Genomic DNA, 14004 nt, shown 5'->3' on the forward strand with positions numbered 1-14004 from the left:
TTCTTAAAGGACTTTTGCATAAAAGAAATTTCAATAAAGAATGGATCAGATTTACGTAATAATGTTGATTGTGTTGGGCGTTTTAGCTGTTATTGATTTAATGGTTGGAGTGAGTAACGACGCGGTTAATTTTTTGAATTCAGCCATAGGTTCGAAGGCAATTTCGTTTAAAACCACTATGATTGTGGCGAGTGCCGGAGTTTTATTAGGTGCGATGTTTTCCAGCGGAATGATGGAAATTGCCCGAAGCGGTATTTTTGTACCAAGTATGTTTAGCTTTAATGACGTCATGATTATTTTCTTGGCGGTTATGATTAGTGATATTCTTCTGTTGGACGTTTTTAACTCGTTGGGTTTACCGACATCCACAACTGTTTCTATCATTTTTGAATTATTAGGTGCGGCAGTTTGTTTGGCACTTTATAAAATTTATACTTCGGATGATTCTTTTGATAATCTAGGAATGTACATTAATACCAAGAAAGCGTCAGAAATTGTCTATAGTATTTTACTTTCCGTAGTGCTATCTTTTGCATTAGGTAGTTTTATACAATATATTTCGCGTTTGATTTTTACTTTTCACTATGAGAAAAAGCTGAAATATTTTGGCGCGATTTTCGGAGGAGTTGCTATTTCGGCTATTACTTTCTTTATTTTAATCAAAGGATTAAAAGGCGTTTCTTTCATTTCTGCAGAACAGTCAAGTTGGATTAACACGCATCAATTCTTAATATTAGGTGTGAATTTTGTATTCTTTTTAATGCTTTCTCAAGTGTTGATTAGCTATTTTAAAGTGAATATCTTACGGGTTATCATCACTATTGGTACGTTTGCATTGGCTCTTGCTTTTGCAGGAAATGATTTAGTGAACTTTATAGGTGTACCAATTGCAGCTTTCAATTCGTATGAAATTTTCCAAGCTGTTCCTGGAGCTTCGGGTGAAACTTTTATGATGGGTGCTTTGGCAAACGACAATATCGTGGCTCCGTTTTACTTTTTATTATTCGCAGGAATTATTATGGTAATCACTTTGTGGACTTCTAAAAAAGCAAAAGCCGTTATTGAAACGGGTGTTAATTTATCGCGTCAAGGAGAAGGAGTAGAGAAGTTTGCACCAAATACAATTTCGCGAGGAATTGTAAGATTGGGTGTTTATTTGGGTGAAGGAATTAATTATTTTTTACCTAAAAAACTACAAATCCGAATTGACAATCGCTTTAAATCGGTTGAAAAGCCAACAAAAGGAAATGACGACGAACCTGCTTTTGATATGGTTCGAGCATCCGTAAACTTAATGGTAGCGAGTATTTTAATTGCAATTGGAACTTCGTTAAAACTTCCACTTTCTACGACTTATGTGACATTTATGGTGGCAATGGGAACTTCATTTGCAGATAGAGCTTGGGACAGAGAAAGTGCGGTTTACAGAATTGCAGGTGTTTTTAATGTTATTGGAGGTTGGTTCTTTACCGCTTTTATTGCCTTTTTTCTTGCATTCGTTATGGCTTACATTTTAAAAGTCGGTGAAGTATTTGCTTTCGTAGGCTTACTTTTAATGTTGGGAATTATGCTTTACAGAAGTTCACGTAAGCATAAAAAGAAAGTCAAAATTGAAGCTGAAATTAAGAGCTTACGCAAAGAAGATATTGGGACGGTTAACGAAATGATTACCGAAAGTTCTGCTCAAATTGCAAAAGTATTCCGCAAAACAAGTGCATTGTATTCAAATGTAGTAGACAATTTAAGTTTGCAGGATTTGCCAAAGTTGAAAGAGAATAAAAAAGACCAAAAGAAGGTAGAAAAAGAAGTTGATGAACTAAAAAACAATGTCTTTTACTTAATCAAAAACTTGGACGATAATTCCGTTGAAGCGAGTAAATTTTACATTCTGATTTTAGGTTATTTGCAAGATATGGTGCAATCGATTGATTTTATTACATCGAATAGTTATTCGCATGTCAATAATAATCACAAGCCGTTGAAGTTTAATCAAATTCGAGATTTGAAAACGATTGACCGCCAATTACAGCGTTTATTACAATTGTTAGAAGATAGTTTTAAGAACGACGATTTTTATAAAATTGACCTTATTCTAAAAGACAAACAAGTTTTGTTAGATACCGTTTCTGAATTAATTTCAAAGCAAATCAATAGAATTCGTACTACCGAAACGAGTCCAAAAAACAGTAAATTGTATTTTGCTTTATTGTTAGAAACAAACGATTTAGTGAAATCGGTAATGAACTTATTAGAGCTTTTCAAAGAATTTAATAAGTTGAATAAAAAGTAATTAATGGAGTAATCCCCAAAGGTTTTTAATTCCTAAAACGTTATCTAAAAAGAACGATTTATCAATTCGAACAATAAAATTTTCTTTGACTTGTTCGCTTCTAAAAAAAACAATTCCCCACTGAAATGTGTCCACCGTGACCGTTACTTTGGGGTGTTTTTTTATAAGTTCCCAAGCTTCTTCCATTTCTTGAGACCAATGAATGTCATCAAAAATCCAAACGGTTTCGTTATCAATTGTTGGTAATAATAATTCGAAATACTCTAAAGTTGCTTTCTTGGAATGGTTGCCGTCGAAGAAAATTAAGTTGTACGTTGTAGGTTGTAGGTTGTAGGTTGTGAGTTGTTTTGAAAATTCGGTATTTATAAATGCAACCCTTTCAGATTGCAAATTAAAACTTCGAAATTGGAACATTTCTTTTGCAACTGACAATGTTTCTTGACAACCTTCTAAACTAGTAATAGATAGATTTTTATTTGCCAGCGCTAGGGCAGAAGTAGCTAATCCTAATGACGTTCCAATTTCTAAAATAGTATTTGGCATAAAATATTGCGTTATTCTGAAAAGTAATTTTGCACGTTTCTGTGAAATTCCTGCAATTTCCGCAATTTGACTAACCTTCCTTTTATTTGATTTAAAAACTCTAGAACCTGAACCAAAATCAGTAACTAAAATAGTTCTATTATCTTCAACTAATGAAAACCAATATTTGTAGAGGATGTTATATTCAGAATAATTTGTTTTATCATAAAAACACTTCTGCACCAAATTAAACACAAACGGCGAATGCACTCCGTGAGCGTTGGTTGAATTCCAAATGAATTTTAAATATGATTTGAATAGGTGTTGCATAATCTACAAAGTCGGGCGAAGATACAAAGTACAATGATATTCTGTGAAATTTATTTAGATTGTATATTTATTTGAAATTAGAATTCGTGTAAATTCGTGAAATCTGTGTAAAATCTCCTTTTCAAATTATAGTATTAAAAATCTATCTTTGCCACTTCAGAATTTGCACCAAAAGCATTTTCAAATCCATAAGAATGAACCAAGAAAATCCTACATTAAATACACTTTCTGCTGAAGAAATCAACAAATGCATCGCTGTTTTAGAACAATTAAATGCGGAAACTTCGCAGATATTTGACATTCCAAAAGAGCAAAGAACCGCACTAATCAAAGCTGCGGGACAATTCTCCAGACCCGACCGTGAAGAATTTTCACGCCGAAAGAAAGACTCAAAAGCTTTAGCAAAAAAGAAAGAGGAAACTAGAGATAGAGTTGCCCGAAAAGAAACAGGAATTCGTTCCGCTCGTGAAGCAAGTGTTTTTGTGGCACCAAAGTTATTGGCTTCAAATATTTTGGAAAACAAGGAAGTATTGGAATTAAAAATTCCGAAAATCTGTTACGTCTGCAAAACTAAATTCACAAAAATGCATCATTTCTACGATTCGATGTGTACCGATTGCGGAGATTTCAATTATGCAAAACGTTTTCAAACTGCCGATGTAAACGGTCAAGTTGCTGTTATTACGGGTTCTCGTTTAAAGATTGGTTATCACATTACATTGATGTTGTTGCGAGGTGGCGCGACGGTTATTGCAACGACGCGTTTTCCTGCAGATTCTGCGATTCGCTTTGCAAAAGAGGTTGATTTTAAGGATTGGGGACATCGCTTGAAAGTCCACGGATTAGATTTGCGACACATTCCGAGTGTGGAAATTTTCTGCAATTTCATCGAACAAAAATACGGTCGATTGGATATTTTGATTAATAATGCAGCCCAAACAGTTCGTCGTCCATCCGGATTTTATTCGCATTTAATGCGTAACGAAGAATTGCCGATTTCTGAATTTAATAAGGATGTTCAAAGTTTGCTGAACGACCATTTAAATTGTTTGGAAGAATTAAAATCACTGACAATTGGCGCTTCGTCCAATCAAAATATGCCGGTAACTTGGCACGGTCCTGAACCTGGAATTGGTTTGAGGGCTTCCGCCAAATTATCGCAGATTCCCTATTCGTTCGACAAAGGATTGGTTTCAAAAGAAGTTTTTCCCGAAGGAGAATTAGATGCAGATTTACAACAAGTCGATTTACGAAAAACAAACAGTTGGCGATTGAAATTAGGCGAAATTGAAACAACCGAAATGATTGAAGTGCAATTGGTAAATGCTGTTGCTCCATTTGTGCTTTGCAACCGACTTTCAGAAGTGATGAAGAAAGACAAAACAGGCAAGAAACACATCATTAATGTTTCGGCGATGGAAGGGAAATTCTACAAAGATTTCAAGGAAGACCGACATCCACATACGAATATGGCAAAAGCTGCTTTAAATATGTTGACCCATACTGCCGCTGGAACTTTGGCGAAAGACGGTATATTTATGAACGCTGTTGACACGGGTTGGGTTACCGACGAAGACCCTGCGGCAATGGCGAAAAGAAAGCAGGAAGAACAAGATTTCCAACCGCCACTTGATATTGTTGACGGAGCGGCAAGAGTTATGGACCCGTTATTTGACGGAATTAATTCGGGCAAACATTGGTGTGGAAAATTCTTAAAGGATTACAATCCGATTGCTTGGTAAAGGCTTAAAATCCTTCGCCGTCGTTGAAGTAGAAGGTTTTAGAATCACGTCCTAAACCAAAATTCATCACGAAATTAGTTAACGTATTTTTATCCAATAAAATGCGTAATCCTACACCAACTGCGGGTTGAAAAGTATGGAATAAATGCAAATTTCCTTCCACGTCACTTGCAGAAGTTGCGTTTGCAAAAACAGTTCCGCTAATCAATTGGTTTTTCATAATCGGAAAACGGTATTCTGTTTCGAAAGTAATCAGATTCGCACCTCGAAACAAACCTTGTGTATATCCTTTTCCGCTTCGGCTGTTTTGGTCCCAACCAATTGCGGGTAAATTTAAATAAGGTAAATTTCCGCTTGTCAAGAATTGTCCATACGTCCAAAATCCCAAAACGTGTTGTTTATTAGATTTGCTCAAAGGAATAAAATAGCGGGAATCTAAAGTCAACGTCGTGCTGTTTTGTTGCGATGTATTTAGTTCAGGATTGAAACGGTAACTTAAATTTACATAAAGCCCGGAATTTGTGTTTATCAAATTATCGCGACCATCGTAAATCAAATTTAAACTTCCTCCGGCAACGGTGTAATGTTTGTCGTTATATCTGTAAGCTTGAGAATATTTGTAATGTTCAGTCAGTTCTCCATTGGCAACATCTAAAAGTTCGTCGTCAATACTATCATAACTGTCAATGTGAATGCCCAATCCTGCATACACATTTTCAATAATTTTATAGTTTGCCGTTTGGTGGAATTTAAAATAATTATACTTCATCGGCTCTTCGATATCTTCATAACTGAAGTTGTCGAAAGCATCACCATAAGGAACAATATCCGAACCTAAACCATAATTAGACTGCGAAAAAACATAGTACCGAATGTCGCCAGTCAAGAAATAAGTATTGTCTTTCAGGTACATATTGTTTTTTAAATACGTCAAAATTTGCTTTTTGGTACTGTAAGAAGCACCTCCTGCAATCAACGAAATTTTATTTTCCATTTTTTCTCTGAAACTATACTGACTGATAAAACCTCCCGTAAACCCGCTTGCAGGTTGCAAACCAATGGTTGGCAAAATGATAAAGTTGGTAAGTGATTCCGGCTCGTCCACACGATTTTCTTTCTTTTTAAACAAGTCGTATAAAGTTACGTAGGGAATCGAATCTTTGGCAGGTGCTGTATTTTCCTCTTGCGAAAAAGCAAATGATGAAAGAAATAATAAAGATACCAATATGATTTTGGATTGCAGAGTATTTGTAAAATTCATAAGGTAGAGTTATGTCTTAAATTTGGACAAATATAATCGAAATGTGGTTAGATAAATTTATATAATTTAGGGAAATGGTTATAGGATTGGTTGGGAATTAGAAGGGGTAATGATTTTTCTATTATCTGCTATCGGATTATTGTGCTACTTACATTTTAAAATAATTTCACAATACTATTGTAAAAAGTATCAAACAAAAGATTTAAAAAGTATCAAACGAAAATTTGGTGTGTAAGAATTGCCATTTTTTTAATTTCATACGTGATTAATTATTATATTTACACGTGTAATTTAAAATGTTTTATTATGAATACAAAACTGACATTAAATCTTAATAAAGAAATAATTGAAGAAGCGAAAACATATGCTAAAAGTCAAAGTGTAAGCTTATCAAAACTTATTGAAAACTATCTTAATTCGCTTACGAGAAATTCAAAAAGTAAGTCAACCGTTAGTCCTTTAGTCGAGAGTTTGACTGGAATTATTCCATCTGAATATGATGAGAAAAACGATTACAGAGATTATATTGACCAAAAATATTCCTGATGGAAAATATTTTTATAGATACAAATATAGTTATCGACCTTTTGGCGAAACGGGAACCTTTTTACAAAGAAGCCCAAGATTTATTCACACTTGGCGACAAAAAAGAAGTGAATCTTTTCATCTCTTCATTAACTTTTGCAAACGCCTATTATTCTATTGTCAGACATCATAAAGAAGTTGACGCAAAGAAATACTTGTCAAAATTTAAGGTATTAGTAACCATTCTTTCATTAGAAGACAAAGCCATCGAATTAGCTTTAGCATCCGATTTTAAAGATTTCGAAGATGGTTTGCAGTATTTTATAGCCATGGACAACGAAGCTGATATCATAATTACTCGAAACAAAAAAGATTTTATAAATTCGAAAATTCCTGTTATGACAGCTGGAGAATATTTGAGTAAAAGGGGTTAATGAGATTTTTTGTATTTGGTTTTTGAAGGTAAGGTTTCAAGTCTTTTTAATAGATTTGATCAATATTCAAAAACTCGTAAAATCAATGAAATTTCCTAAAGGATAGTAAATCCATTGCTGTTTTTATTAGTAAAACTTGCCATTATTCTTTATTATCATTTATAACAAGTTTTAATGAATTTATATAATCTGTATCGAATTCAATAACTCTTATTTTATTTGGATTAAAACTCATTTCTCCACCAAAAGCTCCTCTAGTTTCTAAAAAATCAATTTTTAATTCTTCTTCACTAATTTCAATAAGTTTACCTAAATATACAGCCTTTTCACGTTTAGTGGCTATTTGAAAAACTTCATATTTGTCATTTAGAAAATTTAAAATTGAAGTTAAATTAATAAGTGGAATTATATCTCTATCTTCAATTTCAAAACCTTTAAGCTTTATTACTTTTTCAGTAAATATTTCCGCTTCATATCGACTGATAGTTTTGATGTTTTTATTTCTCAAAATAACATAACCGTCGATAACATAATCAACTGGATTACTTTTCAAAAGAATCCATTCAGAAGAATAACCAATAAGAAAGCCTCTAGAAATTAACTTCTTATCCTCAAATTTTATCGAAATTAATTGTTTTAAATATTTTTCCATTTATATCTTTTGTCGACCTTTCGAATCTGTGAAAATCTGTGAAATTCGTGTAAAAAAAACCTATTCCTCCATCTTCGCACTCAACTCAAACCATCTTTCTTCCTTATCTTCCATTTTCTTAATAATAGATTGCAGTTCATTAGCTTTACCTTCAATCTCTGCATCTGCTACTTTTCCATCAGAAAACAAAAGTTCAATTTTTCTTTTATCAATTTCTAAATCCTTGATTTCACGTTCCAATTTTTGGTATTCTTTCTGTTCGTTGAACGTCAAATTTCCAGTTGGATTACTTTGTTTCCATGCTTTTTTATCAGCCTTATTGTCTTCTTTTTGTTGCACATCAGCACTGTCTTCATAGGCTCTAAAATCCGAATAGTTTCCAGGGAAATTCTCGACAACACCTTCGCCTCTAAATACAAAAAGGTAATCTACAATCTTATCCATGAAATAACGGTCGTGCGAAACCACCAACAAACAACCCGGATAATCAAGCAAAAAACTCTCTAAAACATTCAAAGTTACAATGTCCAAATCGTTCGTTGGCTCATCCAGAATCAAAAAGTTAGGATTCTGAATCAAAACCGTACACAAGTACAAACGTTTCAATTCGCCACCACTCAATTTTTCAACAAAATCATATTGTTTTTTGCTGTCAAAAAGAAAACGCTCCAACAATTGCGAAGCCGAAATGATTTTCCCTTTCGTCAACGGAATATATTCGCCGTATTCCTTAATGATGTCAATAACGCGTTGTCCCGGTTTTGGATTGATACCACTTTGTGTGTAATATCCAATTTTAATCGTCTCACCAACCACCACTTTTCCACTATCAAGCGGAAGCGTTCCAGTCAATAAATTCAAGAAAGACGATTTTCCCGTTCCGTTTTTACCAATAATTCCAATGCGTTCGCCACGTTGAAAATCAAAACTGAAGTTGTCCAAAATTACTTTATCGCCAAATTTCTTCGAAATTTTGTGCAACTCAATAATCTTACTTCCCATTCGTTCCATGTTGATTTCAAGCTCAACTTGGTTCTCTTTTCGTCTGCTTTCCGCTTTTTCCTTAATCACGTAAAAGTCATCTTGACGCGATTTCGATTTTGTAGTTCGCGCTTTTGGCTGACGACGCATCCATTCCAATTCTTTCTTGAACAGGTTTTGCGCTTTATCCACACTCGAATTTTCCGAAGCAATTCGCTCCTCTTTTTTCTCTAAATAGTACGAGTAATTTCCTTTGTATTGGTATAATTTTCCGTTGTCTAATTCGATGATTTCGTTGCAAACACGTTCCAAAAAGAAACGGTCGTGTGTCACCATAAACAACGTAATATTTTCTTTGGCAAAATAACTTTCCAGCCATTCAATCATCTCTAAATCCAAGTGATTCGTAGGTTCATCCAGAATCAACAAGTCCGGACGGTTGATTAAAACAATCGCTAGCGAAAGTCTTTTTTTCTGTCCACCCGACATATTTTTTACCTTCAAACTAAAATCTTCCAACTTTAATTTAAACAAAATCTGCTTGAATTGTGTTTCAAAATCCCAAGCATTATGAGCGTCCATTCCGTCAAAAGCACGTTGATACGCTTCCTCATCTTCCGGGTTTTCCAATGCTTTTTCATACCGATGAATCACATCTAAAATCGGATTATCCGAAGCAAAAATACTTTCCTCAATCGTCAATTCCTCTTGCAAATTCGTGTCCTGCGACAAAAACGCCATCTTAATATCCTTCCGAATCACCACATTTCCCGTATCCGATTCGTCTTCGCCATTAATTATTTTCATAATAGACGTTTTCCCCGAACCATTTTTAGCTATAAAAGCAATTTTTTGGTCTTTATTAATCCCAAAAGAAATGTCCTTAAAAAGCGTACGTTCTCCAAATGACTTCGATATATTCTCGACTGAAAGGTAATTCACAATAATAAATTTTTTGCAAAAGTAAGTCATTACAAGGCATTAACCAATCTTTTCTCTAGCAACGCCTTTTTATATTTTTAGGAACGAATGGCTCGGGCTTTTTCAGCAATCCTTATTCCGGCTTTCCGTTCCAATCTTTTCTCCTTTACAGAAAAAAGAGAAAAGGATTTCACTGCAATCCGGGTTATCAGAGTGAGATTGTTGCGTTTTTGTGGGAGTTTTTGGCTGTCTTTTTTTCGTATATTTAATATTTAAAGTCCACCATTATGGTAACTCCATCAAAAAATAATTTGCAAAAAAAAGTAAACGAACCTGAAACGATTTACAAATCAAAATCTGAAACTGAACAAGTAGATGCTTTTGACTATTTACCAGCACATGTGAAAGAACGTTTAGAAGAAGCGCTACAAGAAAGTGCAAAAGGCTTAGGGAAACCTCATACTCAAGTTATGGCGGAAGTTAAAGCAAAATCTAATTTGTCATAAGTTATGTATGAAATTTCTTAGTTGCACGAAGCTGAAATTAGCTATTACGAAGAATTAGATTTTATATTTAGAAAATGGAACATAATTGAAGTTGAAAAATTCATAGGTTTAGTTTATGATTTTTTAGAAACTTTATCCCAAAAACCAACAATCGGAATTTATTCAAAAAAGTACGATACTTGTTCATTTGTAATTTCAAAACAAACCACTCTATTCTATAAAGTTATCGAGAACGAATTAAAAATAGAACTTTTGTTATTTTGGAACAATAAGCAAAATCCCAAATCGTTACAGTAATTAATAACATAATTAATCAATTTTTGTATCTTGTAGGCTGTAATCAATTAAAAATTAAGAAAATGGAACACACTACACTATTTATGCTAGCAGGTTTACTTTTTTTAACGGTTACTTTTTTTTACTGGAAAATTACAAGTAACTATCTCAAAAAGAAATACAAAGTTAAGTCGAAACGAAGCTTGCGAACTAATATCTACTATTGGGAAGGTGCATTATTTGTTAGTAGTTCGATTACTATTGCATTGTTGTTTCTTCTCAATTGGGCAAATATTTTAAAATTCTAAATTTATCGGTTGTTCAAGTATTTTTTGAATCAAAAGTAGTTGGCATAAAAAAAGCCGTCTTTTCAGACAGCTTTTCCACATTATTTTATTACATCCACCTCAATGACACTATCATCAAAAACTTTTATAAACGCTTTAGTATAATCTTCTTTAGTAGCTAAAAACGGATTCTCCAAAAATTTCTGCGGATTAATTGCCATCAAAGGATACCAAGAACTTTGAATTTGGATTTGAATTTTGTGACCTTTTTTGAACGTATGTAAAACATCTTGCAGTTTAAAATTCACTTCAGTTGTTTGATTTGGTGTCAAAGCTTCAGGCTTTTCAAAGCTATTTCTAAAACGAGATGGCATAATTTCACTTCGCACCATTTGGTGGTAATTCGCGTAAAGCACGTTTGGTTTGTCTTTATTTTGAGGTTCATCAGCAGGATAAATGTCAATTAATTTTACCACAAAATCTGCATCAGAAGAGGAAGAAGCGATTTTTAATTTCGCCATAATTTCTCCAGCTAAAGTCACATCTTCGGTTAAATATTCTGTAGTAAAACTAACAACATCTGGTCGACTCAAAGCAAAACGTTGGTCTTCGCTCATATAATTTCGTGGCGTAAATCCGTTGAAATCTGAATAATTAACGCTACTTGGAACCGGATTATTCGGATCGCTGTAATATTCAGAATAACCTGTTTTCTGCGATTTCTCTTTGTCTAGTTTTCCGTTGGAACTCAAATAGAAGTTTAATTTCGTACTTTCTTTTGGTGGCCAAGTCGTGAATTCATTCCACACTTTATTTCCAGTATCAAACATATAGGCTTCTGGTAAAGCAACAGCAGTTTTTGAGTTTTCTTTTAAATAATGATGGAAGAATTTATACTCAATATTTTTCTGATAAAAGGTCGCAATGCTATCGCCAAAATAGATATCGTTATGAAAATGTTTTCCTGTTTCTCTTCCCCAAGCGCCATGCGAAAAAGGTCCCATTACAATTGTGTTTTTCGCTTTTGGATTGTTCTTTTCAATCGTTTTGTAGATGTTTAAAGGTCCAGCCAAGTCTTCTGCATCATACCAACCGCCAACAGTCATCACTGCATGATTAATACCTTTCAAATGAGGTAGCAGATTTCTAGATTGCCAATATGAATCGTAATTCGGGTGATCCATAATTTCTTGCATGAAAAAGTTGTTTTTATAATATTTGTCGGCTCCCTCTTTTAACGTTCCTAATTCACCATAGAAAATAGAACCATCTTTTGAGGTCGATTTTATCATTTGGTCGGAGTACCAACCTTCTTTTTCAGCTTTTGTTTTTTGTACCCCAAATACAGGGAAAGTTCTAAAATAGCCCATTAAAAAAGCACCATTATGTCTGAAATCATCAAAGAAGAAATCGGAAATAGGTGCTTGTGGAGACGAGGCAACCAAAGCAGGATGATTAGAAATCGTTCCAACGGCTGTATAAAATCCTGGATAGGAAGTTCCGTATTGACCTACTTTTCCATTATTGTTTTTTAGATTTTTCACTAACCAGTCCACAGTATCGTACGTATCAGTGCTTTCGTCCACGTCTTTCTTGGTTTTGTGTTCCACTTGTGGCGTCATATTCGTAAAAGTACCTTCGCTCATATATCTTCCGCGAACATCTTGATAGACATAAATGTACTTGCCTTTTTCTAAAAATGAATTGGGGCCTAGAGACCTTTTAAAATTTTCTTCGCCATAAGGTGCGATACTGTAACATGTTCTCTGCATTATCATTGGATATTTTTTATCCTTTGAAATATCTTTAGGCGTGTAAATTGCAGTAAATAATTTTGTTCCATCTCGCATTGGAATGTAAACTTCTTTCTTGTCGTAATTTTCTTTACTACTTGTCTGCGAAAAAACAGAAAGGGAAACGAACAAAAGTAGTGCTTGTAAAATATGCTTCATAAATTAGGATTGAATTTCGTTGTTGAATTAATTTCAGCAGTCGAAAGATACTAGGTTTAATTCTTTTGCCAAATTACGTTAATATTTTATTATGATATTTTTAAGTTGTTTAAAAATGCGGTTATATTTGCTTTATGCAATTATCCGTAATCATCCTCAATTATAACGTTCGCTATTTTTTAGAGCAATGTATTATTAGTGTTCAGAAAGCAATTTCAGAACTCGATGCGGAAATTATTGTCATTGATAATAATTCAGCTGACGACAGCTGTGAAATGATCAAAAGATTGTTTCCAAACGTAATTTTAATTGAAAATAAAGAAAATACGGGTTTTCCAATGGGAAATAACATTGGCGTAAAACAAGCAAAAGGAAAATATCTGTGCATTTTAAATCCCGATACCGTTGTTGCGGAAGATACGTTTTCTAAAATACTGAACACTAATAACTGGCAACTAAATAATGGAATCATCGGTTGCAAACTCATCGACGGAACAGGAAATTTTCTCCCGGAATCCAAACGCGGCATTCCAACTCCTTGGGTTGCGGTCACAAAAATATTCGGATTGTACAAAATTTCTGATTTTTTTGGGAAATATTATGCCCAACATATATCCGAAAATCAATCGGGAAAAGTCGAAATTCTCGTAGGTGCTTTTATGATTATGGAACGAGCGTTGTATGATGAAATAGGCGGTTTTGATGAAAATTGCTTCATGTATTCGGATGATATCGACTTGAGTTATATGGTTTTGCAAAAGGGAAAATACAACTATTATTTCCACGAAACCACTGTGATTCATTACAAAGGCGAAAGTACGGTTCGGGACGAAAAATATATGAAACGCTTTCAAGAAGCAATGCAATTTTTTTATAAAAAACATTTTAAGAAGTCAATTGCATTTGATTATTTAATGAAAGTTGGTGCTTTTGTTTTTACAAAAATCAAAAAGAATCAAGCGACTGAATCGAAGCGACAAATTAACGAATACATTATTTTCTCGAAAGAAGATTTAAAATTGAATTTGCCTAAAAAACACAAAACGCTAACTGATTTTTCGCACTTTAAAAATGATACAAATTCCAATATTGAAATCATTTTTGACACAAATTCAGTAACTTACAAAGACCTCATTAATTTTATGAATTTGAATAAAAGCAAAAATTTAACATTTAAGAATTATATTCCTGATTCGAAATATGCAATAGGAAGTAATAATTCAATCGATAGAGGAGAAATTATACACATAAAAAATTAGTGCATTCTTTATAAAATGAAGATAAAATCACTAATTTTGCAATCAAGAATTAAAAACACAACTTTA

The 14004-nt window shown here is 33.6% G+C and carries 11 protein-coding genes; 6 read left to right on the forward strand and 5 right to left on the reverse strand.

Features of this window, described 5'->3' with window-relative positions:
- The first annotated feature begins 40 nt into the window (after window positions 1-40).
- Window positions 41-2290, forward strand: a complete 2250-nt coding sequence (locus YWA_RS0110695; protein ID WP_022828506.1) for an inorganic phosphate transporter — start codon at window positions 41-43, stop codon at window positions 2288-2290.
- Here YWA_RS0110695 and YWA_RS14955 read toward each other — a convergent pair whose 3' ends face one another.
- On the reverse strand, window positions 2291-3142 hold the full coding sequence (locus YWA_RS14955) for an O-methyltransferase (RefSeq protein WP_022828507.1): 852 nt from the start codon (window positions 3140-3142) through the stop codon (window positions 2291-2293).
- A 194-nt stretch (window positions 3143-3336) separates the two neighbouring features.
- Here YWA_RS14955 and YWA_RS0110705 point away from each other — a divergent pair, with 194 nt between their 5' ends.
- A complete protein-coding gene (locus YWA_RS0110705; protein WP_022828508.1) occupies window positions 3337-4884 on the forward strand; it encodes an SDR family NAD(P)-dependent oxidoreductase in 1548 nt (515 codons plus the stop codon).
- A 4-nt stretch (window positions 4885-4888) separates the two neighbouring features.
- Here the strand turns inward: YWA_RS0110705 and YWA_RS0110710 are convergent, their stop codons facing one another.
- On the reverse strand, window positions 4889-6145 hold the full coding sequence (locus tag YWA_RS0110710; protein ID WP_022828509.1) for a BamA/TamA family outer membrane protein: 1257 nt from the start codon (window positions 6143-6145) through the stop codon (window positions 4889-4891).
- 306 nt (window positions 6146-6451) lie between these two features.
- Here YWA_RS0110710 and YWA_RS0110715 point away from each other — a divergent pair, with 306 nt between their 5' ends.
- Together YWA_RS0110715 and YWA_RS0110720 are read left to right on the forward strand one after the other, a co-directional pair.
- A complete protein-coding gene (locus tag YWA_RS0110715; RefSeq protein WP_022828510.1) occupies window positions 6452-6691 on the forward strand; it encodes a DUF6364 family protein in 240 nt (79 codons plus the stop codon).
- On the forward strand, window positions 6691-7104 hold the full coding sequence (locus YWA_RS0110720) for a type II toxin-antitoxin system VapC family toxin (RefSeq protein ID WP_022828511.1): 414 nt from the start codon (window positions 6691-6693) through the stop codon (window positions 7102-7104). Before YWA_RS0110715 ends, YWA_RS0110720 begins: the two co-directional genes overlap by 1 nt.
- 142 nt (window positions 7105-7246) lie before the next feature.
- Here the strand turns inward: YWA_RS0110720 and YWA_RS0110725 are convergent, their stop codons facing one another.
- Window positions 7247-7756 carry a hypothetical protein gene (locus YWA_RS0110725; RefSeq protein ID WP_022828512.1) on the reverse strand — a complete coding sequence of 170 codons (510 nt, stop codon included), beginning with the start codon at window positions 7754-7756 and terminating at the stop codon, window positions 7247-7249.
- A 60-nt stretch (window positions 7757-7816) separates the two neighbouring features.
- A complete protein-coding gene (locus YWA_RS0110730; RefSeq protein WP_022828513.1) occupies window positions 7817-9679 on the reverse strand; it encodes an ABC-F family ATP-binding cassette domain-containing protein in 1863 nt (620 codons plus the stop codon).
- Between the two features lie 266 nt (window positions 9680-9945).
- Between YWA_RS0110730 and YWA_RS0110735 the strand changes: the two genes are divergently transcribed.
- Window positions 9946-10164, forward strand: a complete 219-nt coding sequence (locus YWA_RS0110735; RefSeq protein WP_022828514.1) for a hypothetical protein — start codon at window positions 9946-9948, stop codon at window positions 10162-10164.
- A 664-nt stretch (window positions 10165-10828) separates the two neighbouring features.
- On the opposite strand, the gene YWA_RS0110750 is transcribed toward YWA_RS0110735, so the two are convergent.
- Window positions 10829-12679 carry a CocE/NonD family hydrolase gene (locus YWA_RS0110750; RefSeq protein WP_022828517.1) on the reverse strand — a complete coding sequence of 617 codons (1851 nt, stop codon included), beginning with the start codon at window positions 12677-12679 and terminating at the stop codon, window positions 10829-10831.
- Window positions 12680-12813: 134 nt separating this feature from the next.
- Here YWA_RS0110750 and YWA_RS0110755 point away from each other — a divergent pair, with 134 nt between their 5' ends.
- Window positions 12814-13938, forward strand: a complete 1125-nt coding sequence (locus YWA_RS0110755; RefSeq protein WP_022828518.1) for a glycosyltransferase family 2 protein — start codon at window positions 12814-12816, stop codon at window positions 13936-13938.
- Window positions 13939-14004 lie beyond the last annotated feature (66 nt).

Source organism: Flavobacterium antarcticum DSM 19726 (assembly GCF_000419685.1).
Lineage (GTDB): Bacteria > Bacteroidota > Bacteroidia > Flavobacteriales > Flavobacteriaceae > Flavobacterium > Flavobacterium antarcticum.

Excerpts from the sequence above, each read along its gene's own strand:
- YWA_RS0110710 (WP_022828509.1), bottom strand. The coding sequence starts at position 6,145 with ATGAATTTTACAAATACTCTGCAATCCAAAATCATATTGGTATCTTTA.
- YWA_RS0110720 (WP_022828511.1), top strand. The coding sequence starts at position 6,691 with ATGGAAAATATTTTTATAGATACAAATATAGTTATCGACCTTTTGGCG.
- YWA_RS0110725 (WP_022828512.1), bottom strand. The coding sequence starts at position 7,756 with ATGGAAAAATATTTAAAACAATTAATTTCGATAAAATTTGAGGATAAG.
- YWA_RS0110705 (WP_022828508.1), top strand. The coding sequence starts at position 3,337 with ATGAACCAAGAAAATCCTACATTAAATACACTTTCTGCTGAAGAAATC.
- YWA_RS0110715 (WP_022828510.1), top strand. The coding sequence starts at position 6,452 with ATGAATACAAAACTGACATTAAATCTTAATAAAGAAATAATTGAAGAA.
- YWA_RS14955 (WP_022828507.1), bottom strand. The coding sequence starts at position 3,142 with ATGCAACACCTATTCAAATCATATTTAAAATTCATTTGGAATTCAACC.
- YWA_RS0110735 (WP_022828514.1), top strand. The coding sequence starts at position 9,946 with ATGGTAACTCCATCAAAAAATAATTTGCAAAAAAAAGTAAACGAACCT.
- YWA_RS0110695 (WP_022828506.1), top strand. The coding sequence starts at position 41 with ATGGATCAGATTTACGTAATAATGTTGATTGTGTTGGGCGTTTTAGCT.
- YWA_RS0110755 (WP_022828518.1), top strand. The coding sequence starts at position 12,814 with ATGCAATTATCCGTAATCATCCTCAATTATAACGTTCGCTATTTTTTA.
- YWA_RS0110750 (WP_022828517.1), bottom strand. The coding sequence starts at position 12,679 with ATGAAGCATATTTTACAAGCACTACTTTTGTTCGTTTCCCTTTCTGTT.